General features: G+C 39.8%; 20 protein-coding genes. 16 read left to right on the top strand and 4 right to left on the bottom strand.

The genetic code is table 11. From position 1 onward, the window contains the following. Positions 1–105 precede the first annotated feature (105 nt). From MKX72_RS19205 to MKX72_RS19170, 8 genes are all read left to right on the top strand, one after another. A complete protein-coding gene (locus MKX72_RS19205) occupies positions 106–780 on the top strand; it encodes a C40 family peptidase (RefSeq protein ID WP_033579928.1) in 675 nt (224 codons plus the stop codon). Between the two features lie 258 nt (positions 781–1,038). Beyond that, positions 1,039–1,386, top strand: coding sequence for a hypothetical protein (locus MKX72_RS19200; protein WP_033579929.1), 348 nt, complete (start codon positions 1,039–1,041; stop codon positions 1,384–1,386). Positions 1,387–1,404: 18 nt separating this feature from the next. Then, positions 1,405–1,605, top strand: a complete 201-nt coding sequence (locus MKX72_RS19195; protein ID WP_033579930.1) for a hypothetical protein — start codon at positions 1,405–1,407, stop codon at positions 1,603–1,605. A gap of 2 nt (positions 1,606–1,607) precedes the next feature. Continuing rightward, the gene (locus MKX72_RS19190; RefSeq protein ID WP_155007713.1) at positions 1,608–3,134 is read left to right on the top strand and encodes a glycosyltransferase; all 1,527 of its coding nucleotides are present in this window, start codon (positions 1,608–1,610) and stop codon (positions 3,132–3,134) included. Then, complete coding sequence (locus MKX72_RS19185) at positions 3,127–4,350, top strand: nucleotide sugar dehydrogenase (protein ID WP_033579932.1); 1,224 nt, start codon at positions 3,127–3,129, stop codon at positions 4,348–4,350. The genes MKX72_RS19190 and MKX72_RS19185 overlap by 8 nt, the downstream gene beginning before the upstream one ends. Before the next feature lie 44 nt (positions 4,351–4,394). Then, positions 4,395–5,816 carry a glycosyltransferase family 2 protein gene (locus MKX72_RS19180; protein ID WP_049166021.1) on the top strand — a complete coding sequence of 474 codons (1,422 nt, stop codon included), beginning with the start codon at positions 4,395–4,397 and terminating at the stop codon, positions 5,814–5,816. Between the two features lie 155 nt (positions 5,817–5,971). Continuing rightward, positions 5,972–6,367, top strand: a complete 396-nt coding sequence (locus MKX72_RS19175) for a DoxX family protein (RefSeq protein ID WP_013058570.1) — start codon at positions 5,972–5,974, stop codon at positions 6,365–6,367. A gap of 169 nt (positions 6,368–6,536) precedes the next feature. Next, on the top strand, positions 6,537–7,751 hold the full coding sequence (locus tag MKX72_RS19170; protein WP_049166020.1) for a cytochrome P450: 1,215 nt from the start codon (positions 6,537–6,539) through the stop codon (positions 7,749–7,751). Between the two features lie 23 nt (positions 7,752–7,774). On the opposite strand, the gene MKX72_RS19165 is transcribed toward MKX72_RS19170, so the two are convergent. Further along, on the bottom strand, positions 7,775–8,143 hold the full coding sequence (locus MKX72_RS19165; RefSeq protein ID WP_013084552.1) for a winged helix-turn-helix transcriptional regulator: 369 nt from the start codon (positions 8,141–8,143) through the stop codon (positions 7,775–7,777). A gap of 242 nt (positions 8,144–8,385) precedes the next feature. On the opposite strand from MKX72_RS19165, the gene MKX72_RS19160 reads away from it, so the two are divergent. From MKX72_RS19160 to MKX72_RS19145, 4 genes are all read left to right on the top strand, one after another. Next, on the top strand, positions 8,386–8,901 hold the full coding sequence (locus MKX72_RS19160) for an enoyl-CoA hydratase/isomerase family protein (RefSeq protein WP_049166019.1): 516 nt from the start codon (positions 8,386–8,388) through the stop codon (positions 8,899–8,901). A gap of 139 nt (positions 8,902–9,040) precedes the next feature. Then, entirely contained in the window at positions 9,041–9,166 is a 126-nt protein-coding gene (locus MKX72_RS19155; protein WP_016765178.1) for a hypothetical protein, read from the top strand. A 243-nt stretch (positions 9,167–9,409) separates the two neighbouring features. Further along, complete coding sequence (gene helD, locus MKX72_RS19150) at positions 9,410–11,728, top strand: RNA polymerase recycling motor HelD (protein ID WP_155007714.1); 2,319 nt, start codon at positions 9,410–9,412, stop codon at positions 11,726–11,728. A gap of 395 nt (positions 11,729–12,123) precedes the next feature. Further along, positions 12,124–12,714: a CPBP family intramembrane glutamic endopeptidase gene (locus MKX72_RS19145; protein WP_028414990.1), complete on the top strand. Its 591-nt coding sequence runs from the start codon at positions 12,124–12,126 to the stop codon at positions 12,712–12,714. Between the two features lie 101 nt (positions 12,715–12,815). Here MKX72_RS19145 and comJ read toward each other — a convergent pair whose 3' ends face one another. Both comJ and MKX72_RS19135 read right to left on the bottom strand, forming a co-directional pair. Next, the gene (gene comJ / locus MKX72_RS19140; RefSeq protein ID WP_033579939.1) at positions 12,816–13,223 is read right to left on the bottom strand and encodes a competence protein ComJ; all 408 of its coding nucleotides are present in this window, start codon (positions 13,221–13,223) and stop codon (positions 12,816–12,818) included. A 35-nt stretch (positions 13,224–13,258) separates the two neighbouring features. Next, on the bottom strand, positions 13,259–13,699 hold the full coding sequence (locus MKX72_RS19135; RefSeq protein WP_033579940.1) for a NucA/NucB deoxyribonuclease domain-containing protein: 441 nt from the start codon (positions 13,697–13,699) through the stop codon (positions 13,259–13,261). Between the two features lie 378 nt (positions 13,700–14,077). Here MKX72_RS19135 and MKX72_RS19130 point away from each other — a divergent pair, with 378 nt between their 5' ends. Together MKX72_RS19130 and MKX72_RS19125 are read left to right on the top strand one after the other, a co-directional pair. Further along, a complete protein-coding gene (locus MKX72_RS19130; RefSeq protein WP_013058561.1) occupies positions 14,078–14,338 on the top strand; it encodes a metal-sensitive transcriptional regulator in 261 nt (86 codons plus the stop codon). A gap of 156 nt (positions 14,339–14,494) precedes the next feature. After that, positions 14,495–16,444: an FUSC family protein gene (locus tag MKX72_RS19125; RefSeq protein ID WP_047750005.1), complete on the top strand. Its 1,950-nt coding sequence runs from the start codon at positions 14,495–14,497 to the stop codon at positions 16,442–16,444. 35 nt (positions 16,445–16,479) lie between these two features. On the opposite strand, the gene MKX72_RS19120 is transcribed toward MKX72_RS19125, so the two are convergent. Then, positions 16,480–17,298: a squalene/phytoene synthase family protein gene (locus MKX72_RS19120; protein WP_155007715.1), complete on the bottom strand. Its 819-nt coding sequence runs from the start codon at positions 17,296–17,298 to the stop codon at positions 16,480–16,482. A 325-nt stretch (positions 17,299–17,623) separates the two neighbouring features. On the opposite strand from MKX72_RS19120, the gene MKX72_RS19115 reads away from it, so the two are divergent. Together MKX72_RS19115 and MKX72_RS19110 are read left to right on the top strand one after the other, a co-directional pair. Continuing rightward, positions 17,624–18,295 carry a response regulator transcription factor gene (locus MKX72_RS19115; RefSeq protein ID WP_028414985.1) on the top strand — a complete coding sequence of 224 codons (672 nt, stop codon included), beginning with the start codon at positions 17,624–17,626 and terminating at the stop codon, positions 18,293–18,295. Between the two features lies 1 nt (position 18,296). Further along, positions 18,297–19,331, top strand: a complete 1,035-nt coding sequence (locus tag MKX72_RS19110) for a sensor histidine kinase (RefSeq protein ID WP_154989849.1) — start codon at positions 18,297–18,299, stop codon at positions 19,329–19,331. Positions 19,332–19,343: the final 12 nt, after the last annotated feature.

Raw genomic sequence — 19,343 nt, 5'->3', positions numbered from 1 at the left:
GTTTAAAAAGATTGTTATCAAATTGTTATCTTCTATTAATTGAATTGTTATCCGCAGATGTTATGGTTGTACGGTGCTTAAAACATGATTCGGGGAGGAAACGAAATGAAAAAAATGCTATCGGCGCTTCTTGTAGGAGGAGCTTTATTTGCAAGTCCGGCAATGGGACATGCTGCGTTTGGCGACACGGTTTTAAAACAAGGGATGACAAATGATGATGTTGAACAAGTTAAAACGGTGTTAAAAGATAAAGGATTTTTAAAAGGCGAAGTATCGCGTTATTTTAATTATGAAACAAAAAAAGCGGTTATGGCTTTTCAAGAGAAACATAACCTAGAAGCAGATGGAATTGTTGGAGAGAATACATACAATGCATTAGGTAAAGGCGGCGTTGTAGAAGGCGAATCAGAAGTGAATACGGATAAAGTAATCAGCAAAGCAAAATCCTTAATGGGCACCCCGTACAAATGGGGCGGCACTACACCTTCGGGATTTGACTGCAGCGGATATCTTCAGTATGTATATAAAGAAAGCGTAGGCGTTGATATTCCAAGAACGGTTGAAGATATCTATAAAGCAGGTGAAAATGTAAGTGAACCGCAGGTAGGAGATCTTGTTTTCTTTGAAACGTACAAAGAAGGTCCTTCTCATGCAGGCATTTATCTTGGAGACGGGCAGTTTATTAACGCATCGTCTTCTAAAGGCGTTACAATTAGCGATAAAAATTCAAGCTATTGGAAAGAGCGCTATATAGGAGCAAAGCGTATTGCAGTCAACTGATTCTTCATTTAATAGATAAGAAAAGACAAAGCTTAGGAGCTTTGTCTTTTTTTGTTTGGGTTTCAGTAGGTAGGAGGAAGTAGGAAATAATCCTATGCAAAACGGGCTGGTCATGTGCGTATTTGTATAAAAACGTGATAAAAGTTCTGTCACCTTTCTGATAAAGCTTGTATATATTGGTAAAGTAATCTCTTAAGTTACGTCAATGGTTATAGGTAATTTGAAGGGATAGCAGCATAAAAAGGAGGAACAAAATTTATGTTTTTTTGTTGTTACCGTCGCTATGTAGAAAAGATAAAACACCTGTTGTTTTCAAATCGATTTGCTGAATTTATTCAGGAAAACACAAAAAAAGCAGTAGAAGACGTTGTTTATTCCGACACGTTTAAAGAATATGTGATCAGTATTATTAAAGAAGCTCAAGAATCACCTTTTAAAGAAATTGCCAAGCAGTATATCGGACAAGAAGTTGTAATTGAAACAACGGCTGGTCCGCTTGAGGGCGTCGTGACGTTTGTTGGGGATAACTATTTAGAATTGATAGAGTCTTCCACATCAACGGTATTACTGCCATTTACAAGCATCGTCACCATTCAAAGTGCTTAAACGAAAGGAGAGAAAAGTATGTTTCAAGATGCATTAAGAGAAAATGTGGGTTCATTTGTGCAAATCATCACAGCTATTGACGTTATTAATGGAACACTGCTTGCTGTTACGGACGCAGCTGCTGTTGTACGTACATCAAGCTCATATGGTGAGCCAACGGATGTAACCATTCCACTAGTATCCATTACGTATGTTCGAATTTTTAGCGGAGTTGAGTGAGTTTGAAAGTATCAGTGATTATTCCAGCCTGTAACGAGGCCGATTCTTTGTTACCTGTCATTAAAGAAGTTCAAAAAATGAAGCCGTTTGAGATTATTGTCGTAGTAAATGGATCCAGTGATACAACAAAGGAAATAGCTGAGGATGCAGGATGCCGCGTTGTTTATTATGAAGAAGCTCTTGGTATTAATATTGGAAGAGCCATTGGGGCTAAAAAAGCAAAAGGAGATATTTTGCTTTTTTTGGACGGAGATATAGCGGTTCCTCATGAGGAGCTGATGAAATATACGCAAGCTATAGAAACCGGTCATGATATCGCTTTAAATAATCTTACATGGATTATGAAACGAAAGGTGCGTCCTCATCCTGTTTCTGTTGCCAAATATATGCTGAACTTGTGCTTACAGCGTGAAGATTTATCTGTTCAAGCCTTAACAGCCATTCCTCATGCCATCAAAAAAACATCAGCAGCTAAAATCGGATATGAGAATTTAGCTCATCCGCCCCTCGCTCATACGATTGCTCTTTTAAAAGGAATGTCAATTGTTGCACCGTGTTCTTCAGACGTTATTTATACAAACAAGATTCGAAACACTCATAAAACCATTCCTACCAATTCCCCTTTTCCTATTTCCACTAACTATATCATTGGAGATCACATTAAAGCGTTAGCTCATCTTATTGAAGAAAAAGGAATAAGAGGCGGACTAACAGACGGCGATCGAAACCGGGAAGTTGTTTCGGCTTATACACCGAATGTGAAACGGAAAACAGGCGTTAAGTACAGCGCCGTTATTCCAGTAGGTGAAGAAAAAGAAACGATTGCAAGCGTGATCCAAGAAGTGAAAAAAGCAGGAGTGGAAGAAATCATCGTGGTTGCCAACGGAGCCGATGAAGTGACGGTTAAACGAGCAATTGAAGCGGGTGCTACTGTTCTTCATTACAAACAGCGGCTTGGGCATAACGTCCCTCGAGCAATTGGTGCGATGTACAGCAGCGGTGAGATTTGCTTGTTCATAGATGGAGACATTGTGATTTCCGCGGAAGATTTACGACGGTATTTAGAAGCAGCTGACCAAGGCATTGATGTAGCGCTTAATAATTTAGAGTGTTTGCTGGATGAAGTGCGTCCTATTCACTCTGTAAGTGCGGCGAAATATTTTCTTAATATCATTTGTAAACGTCCTGATTTGACAATCAATACAACGACGGCGATTCCGCATGCAATTAAACGGGATGTAATGGAGAAGGTTGGCTACGAATCTCTTATTATTCCGCCTTTATTTCAATTAAAAAGTATTATGTACGGCTTTATGGTTCAGCCCGTTCATTTTGTTGATGTGGCGCGAACGAACCGGATTCGAAAGGAGCACATGAAAGTCAAAGGTTTGGCGGCATCAACGCAGCGTATTCTAGGAGATTATGTTGAGGCCCTTGCATACTATATTAGTCAAACAAGTGAAAGAGGCGAGTTTCTTCCGGACATACGAAGACATGATATCTTGTTTGAGGTGTTGAAGAATGAATAAAAAAGTTGCTGTTATTGGTCTAGGGTATGTGGGATTGCCGCTTGCTCTTTTATTTGCAAAGAAAAACTATAGCGTCGTTGGTCTTGATATTGACGCACGAAAAATTGACGCGCTAAAACAAGGGAAAAGCTATATTCCAGATGTACGTAATGATGTGATTCAAACCCAGAAAAATTTTCAAGCATATGAATTAAAAAAAGGTATTTCCGCATTTCAAGCATGCGATTATGTAGTTGTGACCGTGCCAACTCCTATTACAGAAAATCATAACCCCGATCTAGGACCAGTCATTAGCGCATCTAAATTTTTGAAAGAACATATGGTAAAAGGGCAAACCGTTATTTATGAAAGCTCTACTTACCCAGGCACGCTTGAAGAAGTCGTTTTGCCTATTTTGAAAGATTCCAACTTACAGGCAGGTAAAGATTTTTATCTAGCTTATTCTCCAGAACGAGTTGATCCGGCAAACAAATCATACGATATTGAGCATATTCCAAAAGTGATTAGCGGCTACAGCAAAGACTGCCTTTATCACGTGCAGACGTTTTATGAAAGTATTTTTCAGCAGGTGGTGCCTGTTTCTTCTCCAAAAGTAGCGGAAATGTGCAAGCTGTTTGAAAACATTCAGCGCCTTGTTAATATTTCGTTGGTGAATGAAACAAATGAATTGTGCGAGGAATTAGGGATTGATTTTCATGAGGTATTACAGGCGGCATCTACTAAGCCGTTTGGGTTCACACCGTATTATCCAGGACCCGGAATTGGAGGGCACTGCATACCCGTTGATCCGCTTTATTTTTTATGGAAACTAAAGCAAAATGGGTTAACGAGCGAACTTATTGAAGCTGCTCATCATATTAATGAAGAAATGCCAAATAAAGTAATTAGACGTGTTGAAAAGCAGCTCGCAGCAAATGAGAAACGCGTGTTTGTTGTAGGCATCGCGTATAAAAAAGACGTAAATGATATGCGTGAATCGCCGGCGCTGACGGTATGTGAAGGTCTTTTAGCCAAAGGATATGAGCTGACGTATCATGACCCTTACATTGACTCCGCTATATTAAATAAGCAAACGTATTTCTCTGTCCCGCTGACAAAAGAAGAAGTTAAAAAAAGCGATGTTGTACTTGTGTTAACCGATCACAGTCAAATCGATTGGTCGATTGTAAAATACGCAAAAAAAGTTGTCGATACAAGAGGTATTTTAAACAAATGAAGCCGCTGAATTGTTCAGTGGTTCTTTTTTTAGGGGTGATATCAATGAAAACTCTTTCTGTCGTGCTGCCCGTTTACAATGAAGAAGAAACGCTAAAAAGCGTGCTTAAACAAATTAAAAAAGTGAACGTGCTTGAGATTATCATAGTTGCAAACGGCTGTACCGATGCTTCAGTTAAAATAGCGAAAGAAGAAGGGTGCACGGTAAAAGTAATAGAAAAGCGTATGTCTCCACATGAAGCGAGAATGGAAGGGGCAAAGGCTGCTAAAGGAGATGCCGTCTTATTTGTAGACGGAGACATTATCCTTTCGTCTTCTGAGATTGAGCGTTTTGTGCAGGCGCTGTTATTTGGGCATAGCGATGTGGTGCTAAACAAGTGGGAAAAAACAAAGATGAATACTTTTAACCGCAGCGAGCTTACGTGGAGTACGGTTTTGCATCATGCACTTGGAAAGCCTCATCGTGCCAACGCTTGTTTAAAAGCGCCTTACGGTGTGCTAGTAAGCGTATTAAAGAACCACTGGGAGTTGCCGCCTCTTTCTTTATTTGTGACGTTCTTAACACAGTATCGTGTAAGCTCGCATATTACGATTGAAACGCAGGGAAAGGGAAGCTTTCGTCCGTTTGATCGCCCGCTGCGTAGCAGAGAACGAATTCAATCCTACCAGCAGCTTCTTCAAACATACTATACGCTTGCGTCAAATCGTAAAAGGCGAGTGGATATGCTCGCACAGCCTCTTCCAGTTGTGGAGCACGGCTGGGGGAAATTATCTTCTTTTTATGGAGGCAAACAGCTGTCTGTTATTGTTCCGGTTTGCAACGAAGAAGGAACAATCAAACAAGTGATTGCAGAAGCAAGAAAACTCGAGCCATTAGAAATTATTGTCGTGATTAATGGTTCTACTGATCAGTCCGAGGCGTATGCCAAAGAACAGGGTGTTAAAACCATTGTTTACGATGAGCGGTTAGGGCATGATTGCGGAAGAGCTGCGGGGGCCCTTGCAGCAACGGGAGATATTCTTCTCTTTATAGACGGGGATTTTGTTCTTTCAGCTCAAGAGTTGTATCCATTTGCTTCAGCGGTAGCGAGCGGTGTTGATGTAGCTTTAAACGTATGTGAAGATGAAGCCAAGCTCACGCATGTTGTGCAGGGGTGGAAGTACGTGTTAAATGAGACAGTAGGAAGAAAAGATTTATTAATGAGCTCGATGACAGCTGTTCCTCATGCCATAAGCAGAGAGTGCCTGCAAAAAATTGGAGCTGAATCTCTTGTGATGCCGCCTTTTGCTCAAGTAAAAGCAATAATAGAAAATTTTCATGTGCAGGCCGTTCATCATGTTGACGTAAATAAATTTAATAGGTTTCGATATTCTGAACACCTATCATTGAAGAGCCATTCTCCTACGGCAGAACTCATTGTTCACGATCATATTTTTGCTTTTCTCTCTTATCTTCAGCGTGACTGATCAGAGAGTATGGCCTTATTTTCAAAAAAACGTTTTAAAATGAGATAAGAAAATTTGCTGATATCTTGTTTTTCTGTTCTAACCCCTTGAATTTGTTCACAGTTGTAACTAAAATTGTTACATGTGCAGACAAAAGTAAAAAAGGAGGAAAAGAAATGAAAAGCTATCAGCTTGGAACGTTTTTACTTCGTCTTATGTTAGGGCTAACGTTTTTTATTCATGGTCTTGGCAAATTCCAAAGCGGTATTGATAATACGGTCGGTTTTTTCCACAGCATGGGCATTCCTGCGTTTTTCGCTTATGCGGTTGCGGTTATTGAATTCGTAGGGGGAGCCGCTATGATTCTTGGGTTTCAAACGCGTTTAATAGGTGTTCTGTTTGCGATTGTGATGATTGGCGCTATTTTTACAGCGAAAAGCGGTGCTGGTTTTACAGGTGGCTATGAGCTTGAGGTTGCCCTTTTTGTCGTTTCGCTTCATATGATTCTAGCAGGAAGCGGCGCGTACGCGTTAGACAACCGATTACAAAAACCAGAAGAACATTATTCTTAAAAAGGTAGGCGCTATGCGCCTACCCTTTTTTGTAAAATATATCCTTCTATCGATTCATTTTTACTAAAATATACAGCTATCCTTTTTAAGAAAATTCGTATATATGGTACTATTTGGTCATAGATGACTATACAGTCATTCTATTTGAACGATACGGGGAGGTTTTAACATGAAAACCGAAAGAGAAAACGGAATCGTCCGTCAAGTGAATACGATTCAAACAAAAGAAGAGCGCTTTAATCCTTTTTCATGGTATGAAGAGATGAGAAACAGCGCGCCTGTGCGATGGGATGAAGAAAGGCAGGTATGGGATGTTTTTCACTATGATGGGGTCAAAGAAGTGCTGGAACAAAAAAATATTTTTTCTTCTGATCGAAGACCTCCACAAAACCAAAGACAAACTGCTCTAGGAACGAGCCTAATTAATATTGATCCGCCTAAGCATGCTGAAATGAGAGCGCTTGTTAATAAAGCTTTTACGCCTAAAGCAATGAAAGCATGGGAGCCTAAAATTGCGCGCATTACGGCTGAATTATTACAAGAAGTTGAGCATCTTGAAGATATTGATATAGTCGAGCATCTTTCCTATCCGCTTCCGGTTATGGTAATTGCCGATATTTTAGGCGTCCCGATAGAAGATCAGCGTCAGTTTAAAGACTGGTCGGATATTATCGTAGCGGGTCCATCGAATAATGAACGTGAAACGCTCGAAAAATTGCAGCAAGAGAAAATGAAAGCAAACGATGAGTTAGAAACTTACTTTTATCGAATCATTGAAGAAAAGCGCACGCAGCCAGGAGATGATATTATTTCCGTGCTTCTTCAAGCAAAAGAAGAAGGGAAGCAGCTAACGGATGAAGAAATCGTCGGGTTTTCCATTTTGCTGCTGATTGCAGGAAACGAAACAACTACGAACTTAATTTCAAATACAATTTATTGTTTAATGGAAGATAAGGCTTCTTTTGAACACCTCAAACGTGAGAAAGAGCTTTTGCCTTCTGCGATCGAAGAAGTTCTTCGCTATCGTTCACCCGTTCAGGCTCTTCACCGAATCGTAAAAAAAGATGTGACTCTTGCAGGTCAAAAACTAAAAGCGGGCGAACACGTTATTCCATGGATGGGATCCGCGCACCGAGACGCGCAGTACTTTGAAGACCCGGATGTATTTAAAATCGACCGAAAGCCAAATATGCATATGGCATTTGGAAGAGGGATTCATTTTTGCTTAGGAGCACCGCTTGCTCGAATCGAAGCAAAGATTATGCTGGCTGAGCTGATTGACCGCTATCCGCATATGGACTGGAGCCCGGCATTTGAGTTAAAGCCGATTGAAAGCACGTTTGTATACGGGTTAGAAGAATTATTGATTCGTAAACATGTATAAAAAAAGCACGCTTTGCGTGCTTTTTACTCTTTCTCTGCCTGAATTCTCGCTTCAGCAATTTTATCCGTATGATCATATCCCCATTTAAACATCAGCTCGATAATAGGAATGAGAGTTTCTCCAAAAGGCGTTAAATAATATTCTACTTTAGGCGGAACTTGTTTGTAGACTTCGCGGTGGATAATTCCGTCGCGCTCAAGTTCGCGAAGCTGCAGCGTGAGCATTCGCTGCGTCACGCCTGGAATGAGTCTGCGCAGTTCATTAAAGCGCCGGCGTTCCTTCGATAATTGATATAAAATGACGCTTTTCCATTTGCCTCCGACTACATCAACGGCTGCTTCCACAGGGCAAGAATAGCCGTGAGGCTCCCATTTTGTTAAGTCGTATTTCATAGTGATTACTCCTTTTATCCGTGAGTTCAGCTGCATTTGTGCTGTTTATACTATAGCACGTCTTATTTGATAAAAACATGGAAATGATTCATGGAATTATTGACGGAAAATTAAAAAAGTAATGGAAATAATTATGAGTTTGTTGTATGATAAAACTATGAAAATAACTTTTCTATTAAAAAGCGAAATATTTTGAAAGCGCTTTATTTATAAAGAACGACAGGGGAAAGGGCGGAGGAACGATGAAAAGATTTATCAAAGTAGAAAAAAGAAATCACGTGGCGGTTGTACGAATGAATCAGTCGATGCTTAATCGTTTGAACAGTGAAGTTATGTATGAGCTGCAAGAAACGATGAATGAGCTGCAGCACGATGCGTCGGTTGGATCTATTGTATTTATGGGAGAGTACTATAAAATGAACGGCGATCATAGAACAACTTCTTTCCTACGTGAAGAAACAGGAAGGCTTTATCAGCCGATTCATGCAGTAACAGCTCGAGCGATTTTTCAGTGCATTTCATGCAGCTCCAAACAAACGATTGCGCTTCTTACAAACTTTACGTTTGGCGGAGGGTATGAGTTAGCTTTAGCATGCGACGTACGAATTGCAGAAGAATCTGTGCAGCTGAAGTTAACAAACGGTATGACCGTTAGTGCGCAAGAAGCATGCAACATGGGTAAAGTGCAGCATATTGTGCAAAAAGGAAAAGGGTTGGACTATTCGCTTGCGCTGAACGCATTAGAAAAGGAAGCTTAAAAAACGCTTTCACTTTATTTTTATAAAGTGAAAGCGTTTTTATTTTATTTTGTTGATAAAAAGGTATTGAAAATTCTGAAAAAAGGAGTAGAATGATAACAAATCTACTTATTTTAAATAAGCAAAGGAGCTGGTATCAATGCCATTCATTTTTAAAGAAGCGGTAGTCGGATTGTTTACAGCGGCAGCAGCAGGTTTACTGGCGTTTCAAGGGGTAGAAGTGGTGTCAGCCATCATTCATCTGCTAACTTTTTGGAAACAGTAATAGCTAATAAGTAGAGAAACAACTTATAAAGATAAGGGGCTTGAGACTTTCTCAGCCCTTTTTGTTGTGGAGCTCATTATTTTTCAGTATACTAACGGTGGAAATTAAGACATAATATGGTTACATAGCAGGGATTTACGAACTCAGTAGGGAAGTATGTAGACTCTGAAAAAATAAACAATGATCGCTTTTACCCGGTAACAAGTTTTGTTATCGGGTAACGTGTGTAAGGGGTGTGGATAAGTGAAAGATAAAAATTTAACAGAAGAACAGCAGCGAGTTGATTGGGTAGTCGAAGAAATCAGCCAAAAAGCTGAAAAAATAGGCAAAAGCGTAGGAAGCGTAAAAGGCGAAATTGTCGATTTGCGAAGCACGTTTTGGGACGATGTCACGGTTAATATGGATGAGCCGGATGACGTGATTGAGACATTTACGAGCATTAAGCAGCAGGCAGAACTTTTAGCTGAACGTGAAATTACCCATAGACAAGCGTATGATCAATTAAAAACATTAAAAAAGCTAACGCAATCCCCTTATTTTGGACGTTTTGATTTTATAGAGAATGGTGAAAAAGAAGCGGAAGCTATTTATGTGGGCGTAGGCTCTTTAATGGATCAAAAAGATGAAGAGTTTTTAATTTATGATTGGCGTGCGCCTATTTCGAGTCTTTATTATGATTATTCACCGGGAAAAGCGCAGTACGAAACGCCAGGTGAAGCGATAAAAGGCGAGATGAAGCTAAAGCGTCAGTTTATTATCGAAAATAGCGTAATTAAAAGCATGTTTGATACAGGAATTACCATTCGAGACGAGCTGCTTCAAGAAGTGCTCGGACATAATGCAAGCAGTCAAATGAAAAGTATTGTAGCGACCATTCAAAAAGAACAAAACCAAATTATTCGAAATGAAAAAAATAAAGTGCTGATCGTCCAAGGAGTGGCAGGGAGCGGTAAAACGTCTGCAGCTCTTCAGCGGGTGGCTTATCTTCTCTATCATCATCGAAAGCAGCTGACTGCAGAAAACATGATGCTGTTTTCGCCAAATCCGCTTTTTAACAGCTACGTCTCAACTGTTCTTCCGGAGCTTGGAGAAGACAATATGAAACAAACAACGTTTCAGCAATATGCCGACGGACGGTTAGGAAACGAGTTTGACGTGGAGGATTTGTTCGTTCAAATTGAATATTTACTAACGGAAAAAGATGCCGCGGCAAAAAAACAAAAAATGCAGGAAATCCGCTACAAAGCAAGCCGTGAATTTAAAAAGCAGGTAGATGCGTATATCGAAGAGCTGTCTACTAAAGACATCATTTTTAAAAATATTAAGTTTCGCGGCGAAATCGTGTTATCTGCTCGGCGTTTGTTATCTTATTTCTATTCGCTTGATAAGGGAATTTCCATTCCTAACAGAATGCAGCTCGTAGCCGAGTGGACGCTTAAGCTCATCAACCAGCTTGAAAAACTTGAACGTAAAAAAGATTGGGTTCAAGAAGAAATTCAGCTTTTAGAAAAAGAAGATTATGTCGAGGCCTATCAGCATCTGCAGAAAAAGGAAGGCTATACGGAAAGCTCATTTGATGACTTTGACCGGGAACAAGCGTATTTAGCCAAAGCCGTTGTAGCTAAGAAAATGAAATTTATTAAGCAGGCCATCAAACAGCTTAAATTTATCGATATTCGCCGTATCTATATGCAGCTGTTTGAAAGACATCACCTTTTTTCACATGTAGAAGGATGGGACGAAACAGCTAAAAACACGGTGGAAAGAGTTATGAACATGAGGCTGTCTTATGAAGATGTAACGCCTTACTTGTATATAAAAGATCAAATTGAAGGGCGAAAAGCCAATCCTGTCATTCGCTATTTGTTTATTGATGAAGCACAAGATTATTCACCGTTTCAGCTAGCGTTTTTAAAAGAGCTGTTTCCACATGCTAGAATGACGCTGCTTGGAGACTTGAATCAAGCGATTTATGCGCACGCCTTGAACGCACCGACCATTCTTTCAAGCGAACTGTACGAAGAGAAAGAAGCAGAAACGCTGACTCTTACAAGAAGCTATCGATCAACGCGTCAAATTGTCGAGTTTTCAAGGGATATGGTGGCAAACGGCCATTTAATCGATCCGTTTAATCGAGACGGAGCGAAGCCGACCGTGACGGCTGCAGGTAACGTCAAAGATCTGCATGAGGCAATTATACACAAAATTAATGAATTGAAGCAGCAAAACTATAAAACAATTGCTGTGATTGCCAAAACTGCTGAAGAAAGCCGAGAAGCATTCAAAGCACTGCCTGATTCGATGTCTGCAAGGCTGCTGACAAAAGAAACAAGTTCATTTGAAAAAGGCATGCTTGTCCTGCCAGCCTACTTAGCAAAAGGAATTGAGTTTGATGCAGTCATCATTTACAATGCCTCGAGTGAATGTTATCAGGATGAATATGAGAGAAATTTATTTTATACAGCATGTACAAGAGCGATGCATGAGCTGCACTTGTTCTCACTTGGTGAAATCAGCCCGTTTATATCAAATAAAGAAACTTATGAATACCAAGCACAATAAAAAGAGAACGGCCAGTGGCTTGAGTATCTGAGAAAGTGGAGAAGTAGTAGTACGGAAAATCGAGGGTGAAATCGCAAAGGTTTTCCCCTCGATTTTTTATTTATATGGATTCAGCTCCTGTTCATTGCCAAAATAAAAATTGTTTGATTAAGTTTCCACTACTATAAAACGAATTAGAAAGACAGTGAAAGGAGGATTTTTATATCCAATATTTACGAATAAATGTATTACTCACCTCTTTGATAAGTTTATTTTTCTCGGGTATTATTCTTTTTTCTTATAAGTTATTTGCTGCAGGAATGTTGCCCATCATAGGCTTGCTTTTTATCTACGCTTTAACCTCTAAATATCGTTCAACTGTTTCTCTGTTTCTATTCTTTTTAGTAGGGACATGTATGTTTCAAGTAGGAAGCAATTATTTCATTGAATGGGATCTATCTAAAGAGATGAAAATCATTGTAAACAGAGTTTTACTTTTGTTTATCATAGGTGGACTATTGCTTTCAATTTTATTGTCCAAGCAAAAGGTATTTCTTTTTGCATCATTACCAGACTGGCAGAAACGCATAGTGATGCCACATCATTCAATTAAGCTAACGTATTTTTTACTGTTTGGTCTAATTGGTTCGGCTACAATTTTTGTACCTTTACTATTCGCTGAAGATATAAGCTATACAAAATCATTCGTCATATACGGTATAGTATTCTCAATCATAAACGCTATTTTAGAAGAGGTGCTTTGGAGAGGGATCATGTTATCTCAATTAAAAAGTAATCTATCGACTTTTTACGCTGTTTTTATTACGAGTATTGGATTTGGTCTCTTGCACATATCAATAGGAATTCCTGTGGTAACAAGTTTACTTTTTTCTTTTGGTGGACTTTTCTATGCATTTGTCGTTTTAAAGACGAAAAGCATATACCCAGCCGTAGTTTTTCATTTTATTATTAATTTAGGCATGGTCTTTAACGGATGGATATTTTAGTATCTTGCACCAAAAAGCTCAGAGCTATATATCGCTCTGAGCTTTTTATGAGTTATTAGTGTTGTATATTACCTGAACTGTCTACAGTAGGTCGTCTTTTTTTATTGACTTTCAAAATGCAGCAAATACTTCACTAAATAAAGGCCTGAGTTTGTTTTTTCTTGAAGAGGAATGGTCAGGCATGTAACGTAATAATATCCTTTTGGAATATCATAGCTTAAGGCTTCAGATAGGACGCTTTTGATTTCAATGCCATCGCTTTCGACGTGAAATGGAAGGCGAGTCGTCTTTTCAGCTTGTGATGCGTCTGGAGTTTCGTTTACCCACACTTCGACAATGGCTTTTGTGTTCGACACGGCTTCAAACGAAATGGCTTTATCATCTGCGACATATCCTTTTTGAATATCTTCATCACTCCAGTCGTGATGGGGCTTTGGCTGTCCTTTTTGAAACAGCGTAAACTGATGATATGACATCGTTAGCTCTTGTTCTTTCCATTTTGTTTTCATCTTTTCACCTCTTCAAAGTAAAGCTTGTTCAGCTATTATTGCACGATAAATTGTACGCGTGTACCATCTGGGTATTGTTCTAATTGATTTCCAACCCATGAGCCCGCTCCGCGGTTATCAGAAGGTGAAATATAGCGAATATCAGCTCCCGCTCCGCCTTCTTCGCACATAGCCATTGGCCATTCATCGCGGTCATATCCTGTTTTTGTTGGGTATCCTTTCAGCGATTCTTCCCGATTCGCTTCAGCACCGTCGCGATCAATTGTGCAAACGGAAGAGTGACCAGCGGCAATCGCGTCGCGAATATGATCACCCGTTTCAGGATATCGGTCCAGTGGAAAATAAAGCGTTGCATCATAGTTTACTTCGGCTTCCGTTTTTTCAGGAGCTAAAAACGCTGCATGTCCTATAAACCCTAAAACGCATGCAATGATAATGAATAGACTTGCCATTAATTTTTTCCCGTATGTACTCATCTCAAACCTCCAGTGTAGTCGTTTTTACAGCTTAACTATACTCTCAGATTGCTAAGTTTAGATTACAGGACAATAAATACGGTGTAAACAAGTATTAACAATTATGTAAAAATGATCATTTTGTCTTGTCTGTAAGATGTAAAAAGCCCCCATAATATTCTGAGAGTTATACTTTCTGATGTTTATCTACTTACGATTCAGATTAAATGGAGTGTGAAGTGTCTATTTGCATGTGGGTGAGTCCTAGGTGAAAAAAAGAGTCAAATTCCTTTACTTGACATCATACCCTAATAGGTATAAAGTTGTGTATACATTTACTTCTTGCGTATAGCTTAAAAGCAAGAAACGCAATCATGCATGAGCGGAGGTAGTAGTATGATGGAATATGATAAGCAAGTTAAAAATCGCTTGAAACGAATTGAAGGTCAGTTAAAAGGCGTCTTGAATATGATGGAACAAGGAAAAGACTGCCGCGACATCGTGACACAGCTCTCAGCAGCCAGAAGTGCAATTGATCGCACGATGGGTGTTATTGTCAGCACAAACCTTGAACAATGCGTAAGAGAAAGCATTGAAAAAGGCGAGAATACCGAAAACTTAGTAAAAGAAGCAGTAGAGCTGTTAGTAAAAAGCAGATGAGACATTCGTTTCATCTGCTTTTTGTTTTTACTGTACGCTGCTCATAAGGATAAAAAGCGCTGTTCCTAAACACAATACGGATAGGAACAGCGCTTTTTTAGGTTTATCTCGTTTTAAGAACAGGAAAGATATATGAAGAGAAAGGAGGAGGTCAAGGTGAGTGATGACAAAAAGTCACCAACATATAATCATACGGAAATTCATCATAAAATTGAGGCTTCTCCAAAAGCGCCGGGAATCAAAGCTGCTTTTCGCTTTAACCACGCTTCTTCTCCGTGGGTAAGAGGAATCAGCTCGGGCTTGTCTTCAAGTTTGCCGATTTTAATAGGAATTTTGTTTGATCATTTGCAGTACGGACTCATTGCAAGTATTGGCGGCTTTACATATTTGTATACAAAAGATGAACCTTACGCGCAGCGTGCCGTTAAGTTATTTTTAGCTTTGCTTGGCGTTACGCTGTGCTTTACGCTAGGCTCGTTATTTGCTGACGTGGAGTGGATGAAAACTATTTTATTTGGTGTGATTGGAGCCGTATCGGTTTATATCTTCGGAGCTTTAAAAATTCCGGGACCTTCCGCGATGTTTTTTGTCCTTTCATTTGCAGTGAGTACAAGCATTCCAGCTCCGAATTTACAGGCAGTTTTTTTGCATGCAGGTCTCGTTTTTTTAGGAGGAGCACTATCTTGGTGTATTAGCATGAGCGGCTGGCTTATTAATCCGCGCGGGCCTGAAACGGCCGCTGTGGCGAAAGCTTATAGGCAGCTAGCTTCATTTGTTGGATCACTTGGCACGGAATCGTTTCACGCTGAGCAGCACAAAACGGTTGTAGAGCTTCGGGCAGCGGAAACAGCGATGAAGCAAGCGAAAATTAATCGAAAAAAATCCTCGTTTTCTCACCGCCTGTTTTTATTAAACCAAAAAGCTGAAGGGCTGTTTATTTTTGTGATGGCCGCTGCGAATGATTTTAATCCGGCTGTTTCGAAAAAAGCACAAGCGGTAATTGAAACGTTCGCATCCGAAATGGCCACGTTAAAAAAACATAAAAAAATTCGAGACGTGCGAGAAGAAATTGAAGAGCTGTCCATCAAAGAAGAGCTGCGCACATTGTTACTAGATGTAAACGACGTTCTTCAAATGAAGGAATTAAAAGAAACGGAGTATATTCAATTTTCACAAGGCAGCGTAAAAGCACGGTTAAAAGCTGCTTTTCACAAACGTTCGTATGTACTTAAAAACGCTTTGCGCTACGGAATTATTATGATTATCGCCGCAGCTGTTGCCTACACGACAGACATTCCAAGGTCTTACTGGATTCCTCTCACGTGTGCAGGAGTGATGCTTGGGGCAACCGTTCGTGCGACGGTTCAGCGAGGTATTCAACGCTCTGTCGGAACCATTTTAGGTATTTTAATTGGAACCGGGATTCTCATGCTTGAACCAACGGGAATTGTCATTGCGCTCATTGTCTTTGTGCTTCAGTCAACGATTGAAATTGTGATTGTTAAAAACTACGCGCTCGGTACGCTTTTTATCACACCGAATGCTCTTTTAATTGCTGAAAGCGGTCATCCGGACAAAGCGATTAGCTATTTTACGTCCGCTCGGGTGATTGATATTGTTATTGGTTCTGTTATTGGAGTGGTCGGTACGGTATTAGTTTTTAAACGAGCTTCTTCGCTTCGTCTGCCGTATTTACTTGGAGATGTCATTCGGAAAGAAGGACAATTTTTAGAAATGCTAAGCACTGAACAAGATGAAGAAAGAATTAAACAAGAAAGAAATAAGCTTCAAGGGGAACTAGTTAATCTTCGGGCGCTTTATGATAATGTGATTGGGGAATATTCTAAAACGGCCGTCAAGCTTGAAGGACTGTGGCCGGCAGTTGTCGCTACGCAGCAGTTAGGTTATATGCTTCTTGCGTCGTATGAAGGATATGAGCTGTCAGAAACGGAAAAGCGAGAGCTTCAAGAAACGTTTGCTCAGCTAGCCGCAGCAGCAGAGCAAAAGCGAGCGCCAAAGCTTTCAAGTGTTCCGACCCTGAAACGCTACCCCATTATTCAAGGGGAAATAACTGCTTTATATGAAAGTCTGCAGGTAGAAATATAAAAAGCACGGAACCAATGGGCTCCGTGCTTTTGCTTTTACATATCCACAACTTCACTTACCGTTTTATTTACATCGTCACGCGTCATTTTTTCTTTTCCTTTCATTAAGGCGTTTAACGTTCCATCGGCAAGCGCTAACGGAATTTTACAGAAATGAAGAATCGGAAGCGATTTGACATCTTCTAAATATTTCTTTCCTAGTGACAGATTGCGGCGAGCATAGGCAAACATATCTTCTCTGCTCCAGTTGTTAGGGAAGAAGCTGACTCCACGCTCTGAATCTTCCGAGGTATTGCGCAGAATATTTACAGACTGCAAGCCGCGTCCAAATGCAATGGCTAATTCTTTGTCTGTCTCCGTGCCGTCATACCATTTCCAAATGTCGTTAAGCATCACGCCTACTAGACCAGCTACATAGAACGTATAGTCATCTAAATCCGCTTCATTTTGAATATGCCAGTCTTTTTCTACCCAATCGGCCATTCCTTTGGCCATAATAGAAGTTGCATCTAATACTTGATCTGCAACTCCAGTCGGACAAAGCGCAATCCAGTTGCCGAGCTGAAGCGTTACGTCAGGTAAATTAGCTTGATAAGGACCTACTAATGCCATGTAGTCGTCTTCGTTAAAAGACTTTTTTAACAGGTCACTAATGGCGTAAAGCAAGCGGCTTTTTACACCGGCTTCTAGCTCAGGGTGATCTTCAATTTCATCAATTGCCCTCATACATAAGTAAGCAGATCCTACTGCATCTTGCAATTCTGCCGGCAAGTGGCTAATTGGAATAAAAAATGTTCGGCTTGTCTCTTTTAACATCACCATTGCGTTGTCGCGTAATTTGTTGGGTACACTCATTGATAACTAGCTCCTTTTTACATATCCACATGTCAAATTAGTTTAAGTTTTCATCTTATATACTATAGTAACAAAAAATGAGCATTTAATGGAGTTTAAAGATTACTTATTAACGATATTGTCATTATTTTGTAGTATTTAAACAGAGATACTTGTATCATGCACAAGTTTACACTACGATAATACTCGTTCATTCTTCATTTTACAGACATAAAAAGTTTATTTTTAAGAAAATTGCCGTCATGCTAATGGGTTAGATGAACTTTTAAGAAAACCCTCAACAGTCGGGTATACATAATACATAGGAGAATACAGAGGTGAAGGTATGAAAATTTTAATTGTAGAAGACGATAGCAAAATATATGAATTAGTGAAAGAAAAATTCGAACAGTGGTCATTTGAAGTGGCTGGAGTAGAAGATTTTCAAAAGGTAATGGAAGTATTTATTGCAGAAAGCCCAGAATTGGTCATTTTAGACGTGAATTTACCTGTATATGACGGGTTTTACTGGTGTCAGCAAATACGTACAGTTTCAAAAACTCCTATCGTATTTCTGTCGTCTCGTGAACATCCAATGGACATTGTTATGGCAATGAATGTTGGGGCGGATGACTATATCCAAAAGCCGTTTAACTTGGATGTTCTTATTGCTAAAGTGCAGGCACTTCTGCGCAGAACGTATTCGTATGGAGACACGATTTCAGACGTTATCGAGTGGAACGGTGCGGTGCTAGACTTAAAAAAAGGAAGTTTGCATTATAACGATCGAGAAGTTCATTTAACGAAAAATGAATTTTTTATTTTACGGCTTCTTTTGGAAGAGCGAGGCAAGATTGTATCGCGAGAAGAGCTTATGCGAAGATTATGGGAAGATGAGAAATTTGTAAGTGACAATACGCTTTCAGTCAACATCACACGCATTCGTACCAAGCTGGAAGAAATCGGGCTGAATGATCAAATCGTGACCAAAAAAGGTCAAGGATATCTGGTGAATTAAGATGTGGAAAAGTTTTTTAAGAGAAAGGCTAAGCTGGATTCTATTCGTTCTTCTATGGCTGAGTGTAATCGATGCTCTGCTGCTTCTCGAGTATGATATTAAGGTATCGTCTACTTCGTTTTGGTACTTGAATCTTTTAACGCTGTGTATGTTAATTCTGTTTCTTTTATGGAGAGGAGTAAAAGAAAGAAGATTTATAAAAAGATTAAGTTTAATGCTGCAGAATGACGCGTACGATTTACAAGAAATGCATTCATACGTGCGGACGAAAGCAGATGAAGACATGCTGAGTCTGCTGCAGCGTATAGATCGTGTCTATCGCAGACAAACTCACGCTCTTCACGTACAGCAGCGAGAACAGCAGGAATATATAACGACGTGGGTTCATGAAATCAAAACGCCGCTTACTGCTATGAAGCTGCTTATTAACGCTCGTCGTACAGAGCTTTATAAATGGCCTTGGCTTAAGGATATTGAAGATGAATGGATGAAAATTGATGGGTTAGTAGATCAGAATTTATATGCCGCACGTCTGCGTCACTTAGAAAAAGATTACCAGGTGCAGGCAGTGTCGCTAAGCGAACTTGTTTTTCCAAACGTTGCGTATTTCTCGAAATGGTGTATTGAGAAAAGACTGCATATTGATGAAAAGAATCTAGATACGTTAGTGCACACTGACCCAAAGTGGATGCAGTTTGTTGTGAGGCAAGTGTTATCCAATGCAATTAAATATAGCCCTCTAGAAGGAAAGCTTTCTTTTTTTAGTGAAGAAACGCCGAAGTATGTGAAGTTATTTATCGTTGACCAAGGGGAGGGCATTCCACCACAAGACCTTCCGCGCGTATTTGAAAAAGGATTTACAGGAAATGTCGGAAGAAAATCGAAAGGAGCTACGGGGCTAGGGCTGTATTTTTCAAAAAAAATTACAGATGCTCTTGGCCATCGAATAGAGGTACATTCACTTTTACACGAAGGAACCACGGTAATTTTGACCTTCTACAAACCGAATTCTTTTGATAACCTTTCAAAAATGTAAGGTTGAAAGCCG

Source organism: Priestia sp. FSL R5-0597, assembly GCF_038006305.1.
Taxonomy (GTDB): Bacteria; Bacillota; Bacilli; order Bacillales; family Bacillaceae_H; genus Priestia; species Priestia zanthoxyli.
This window is presented reverse-complemented; position numbering and strand designations above follow the sequence as displayed.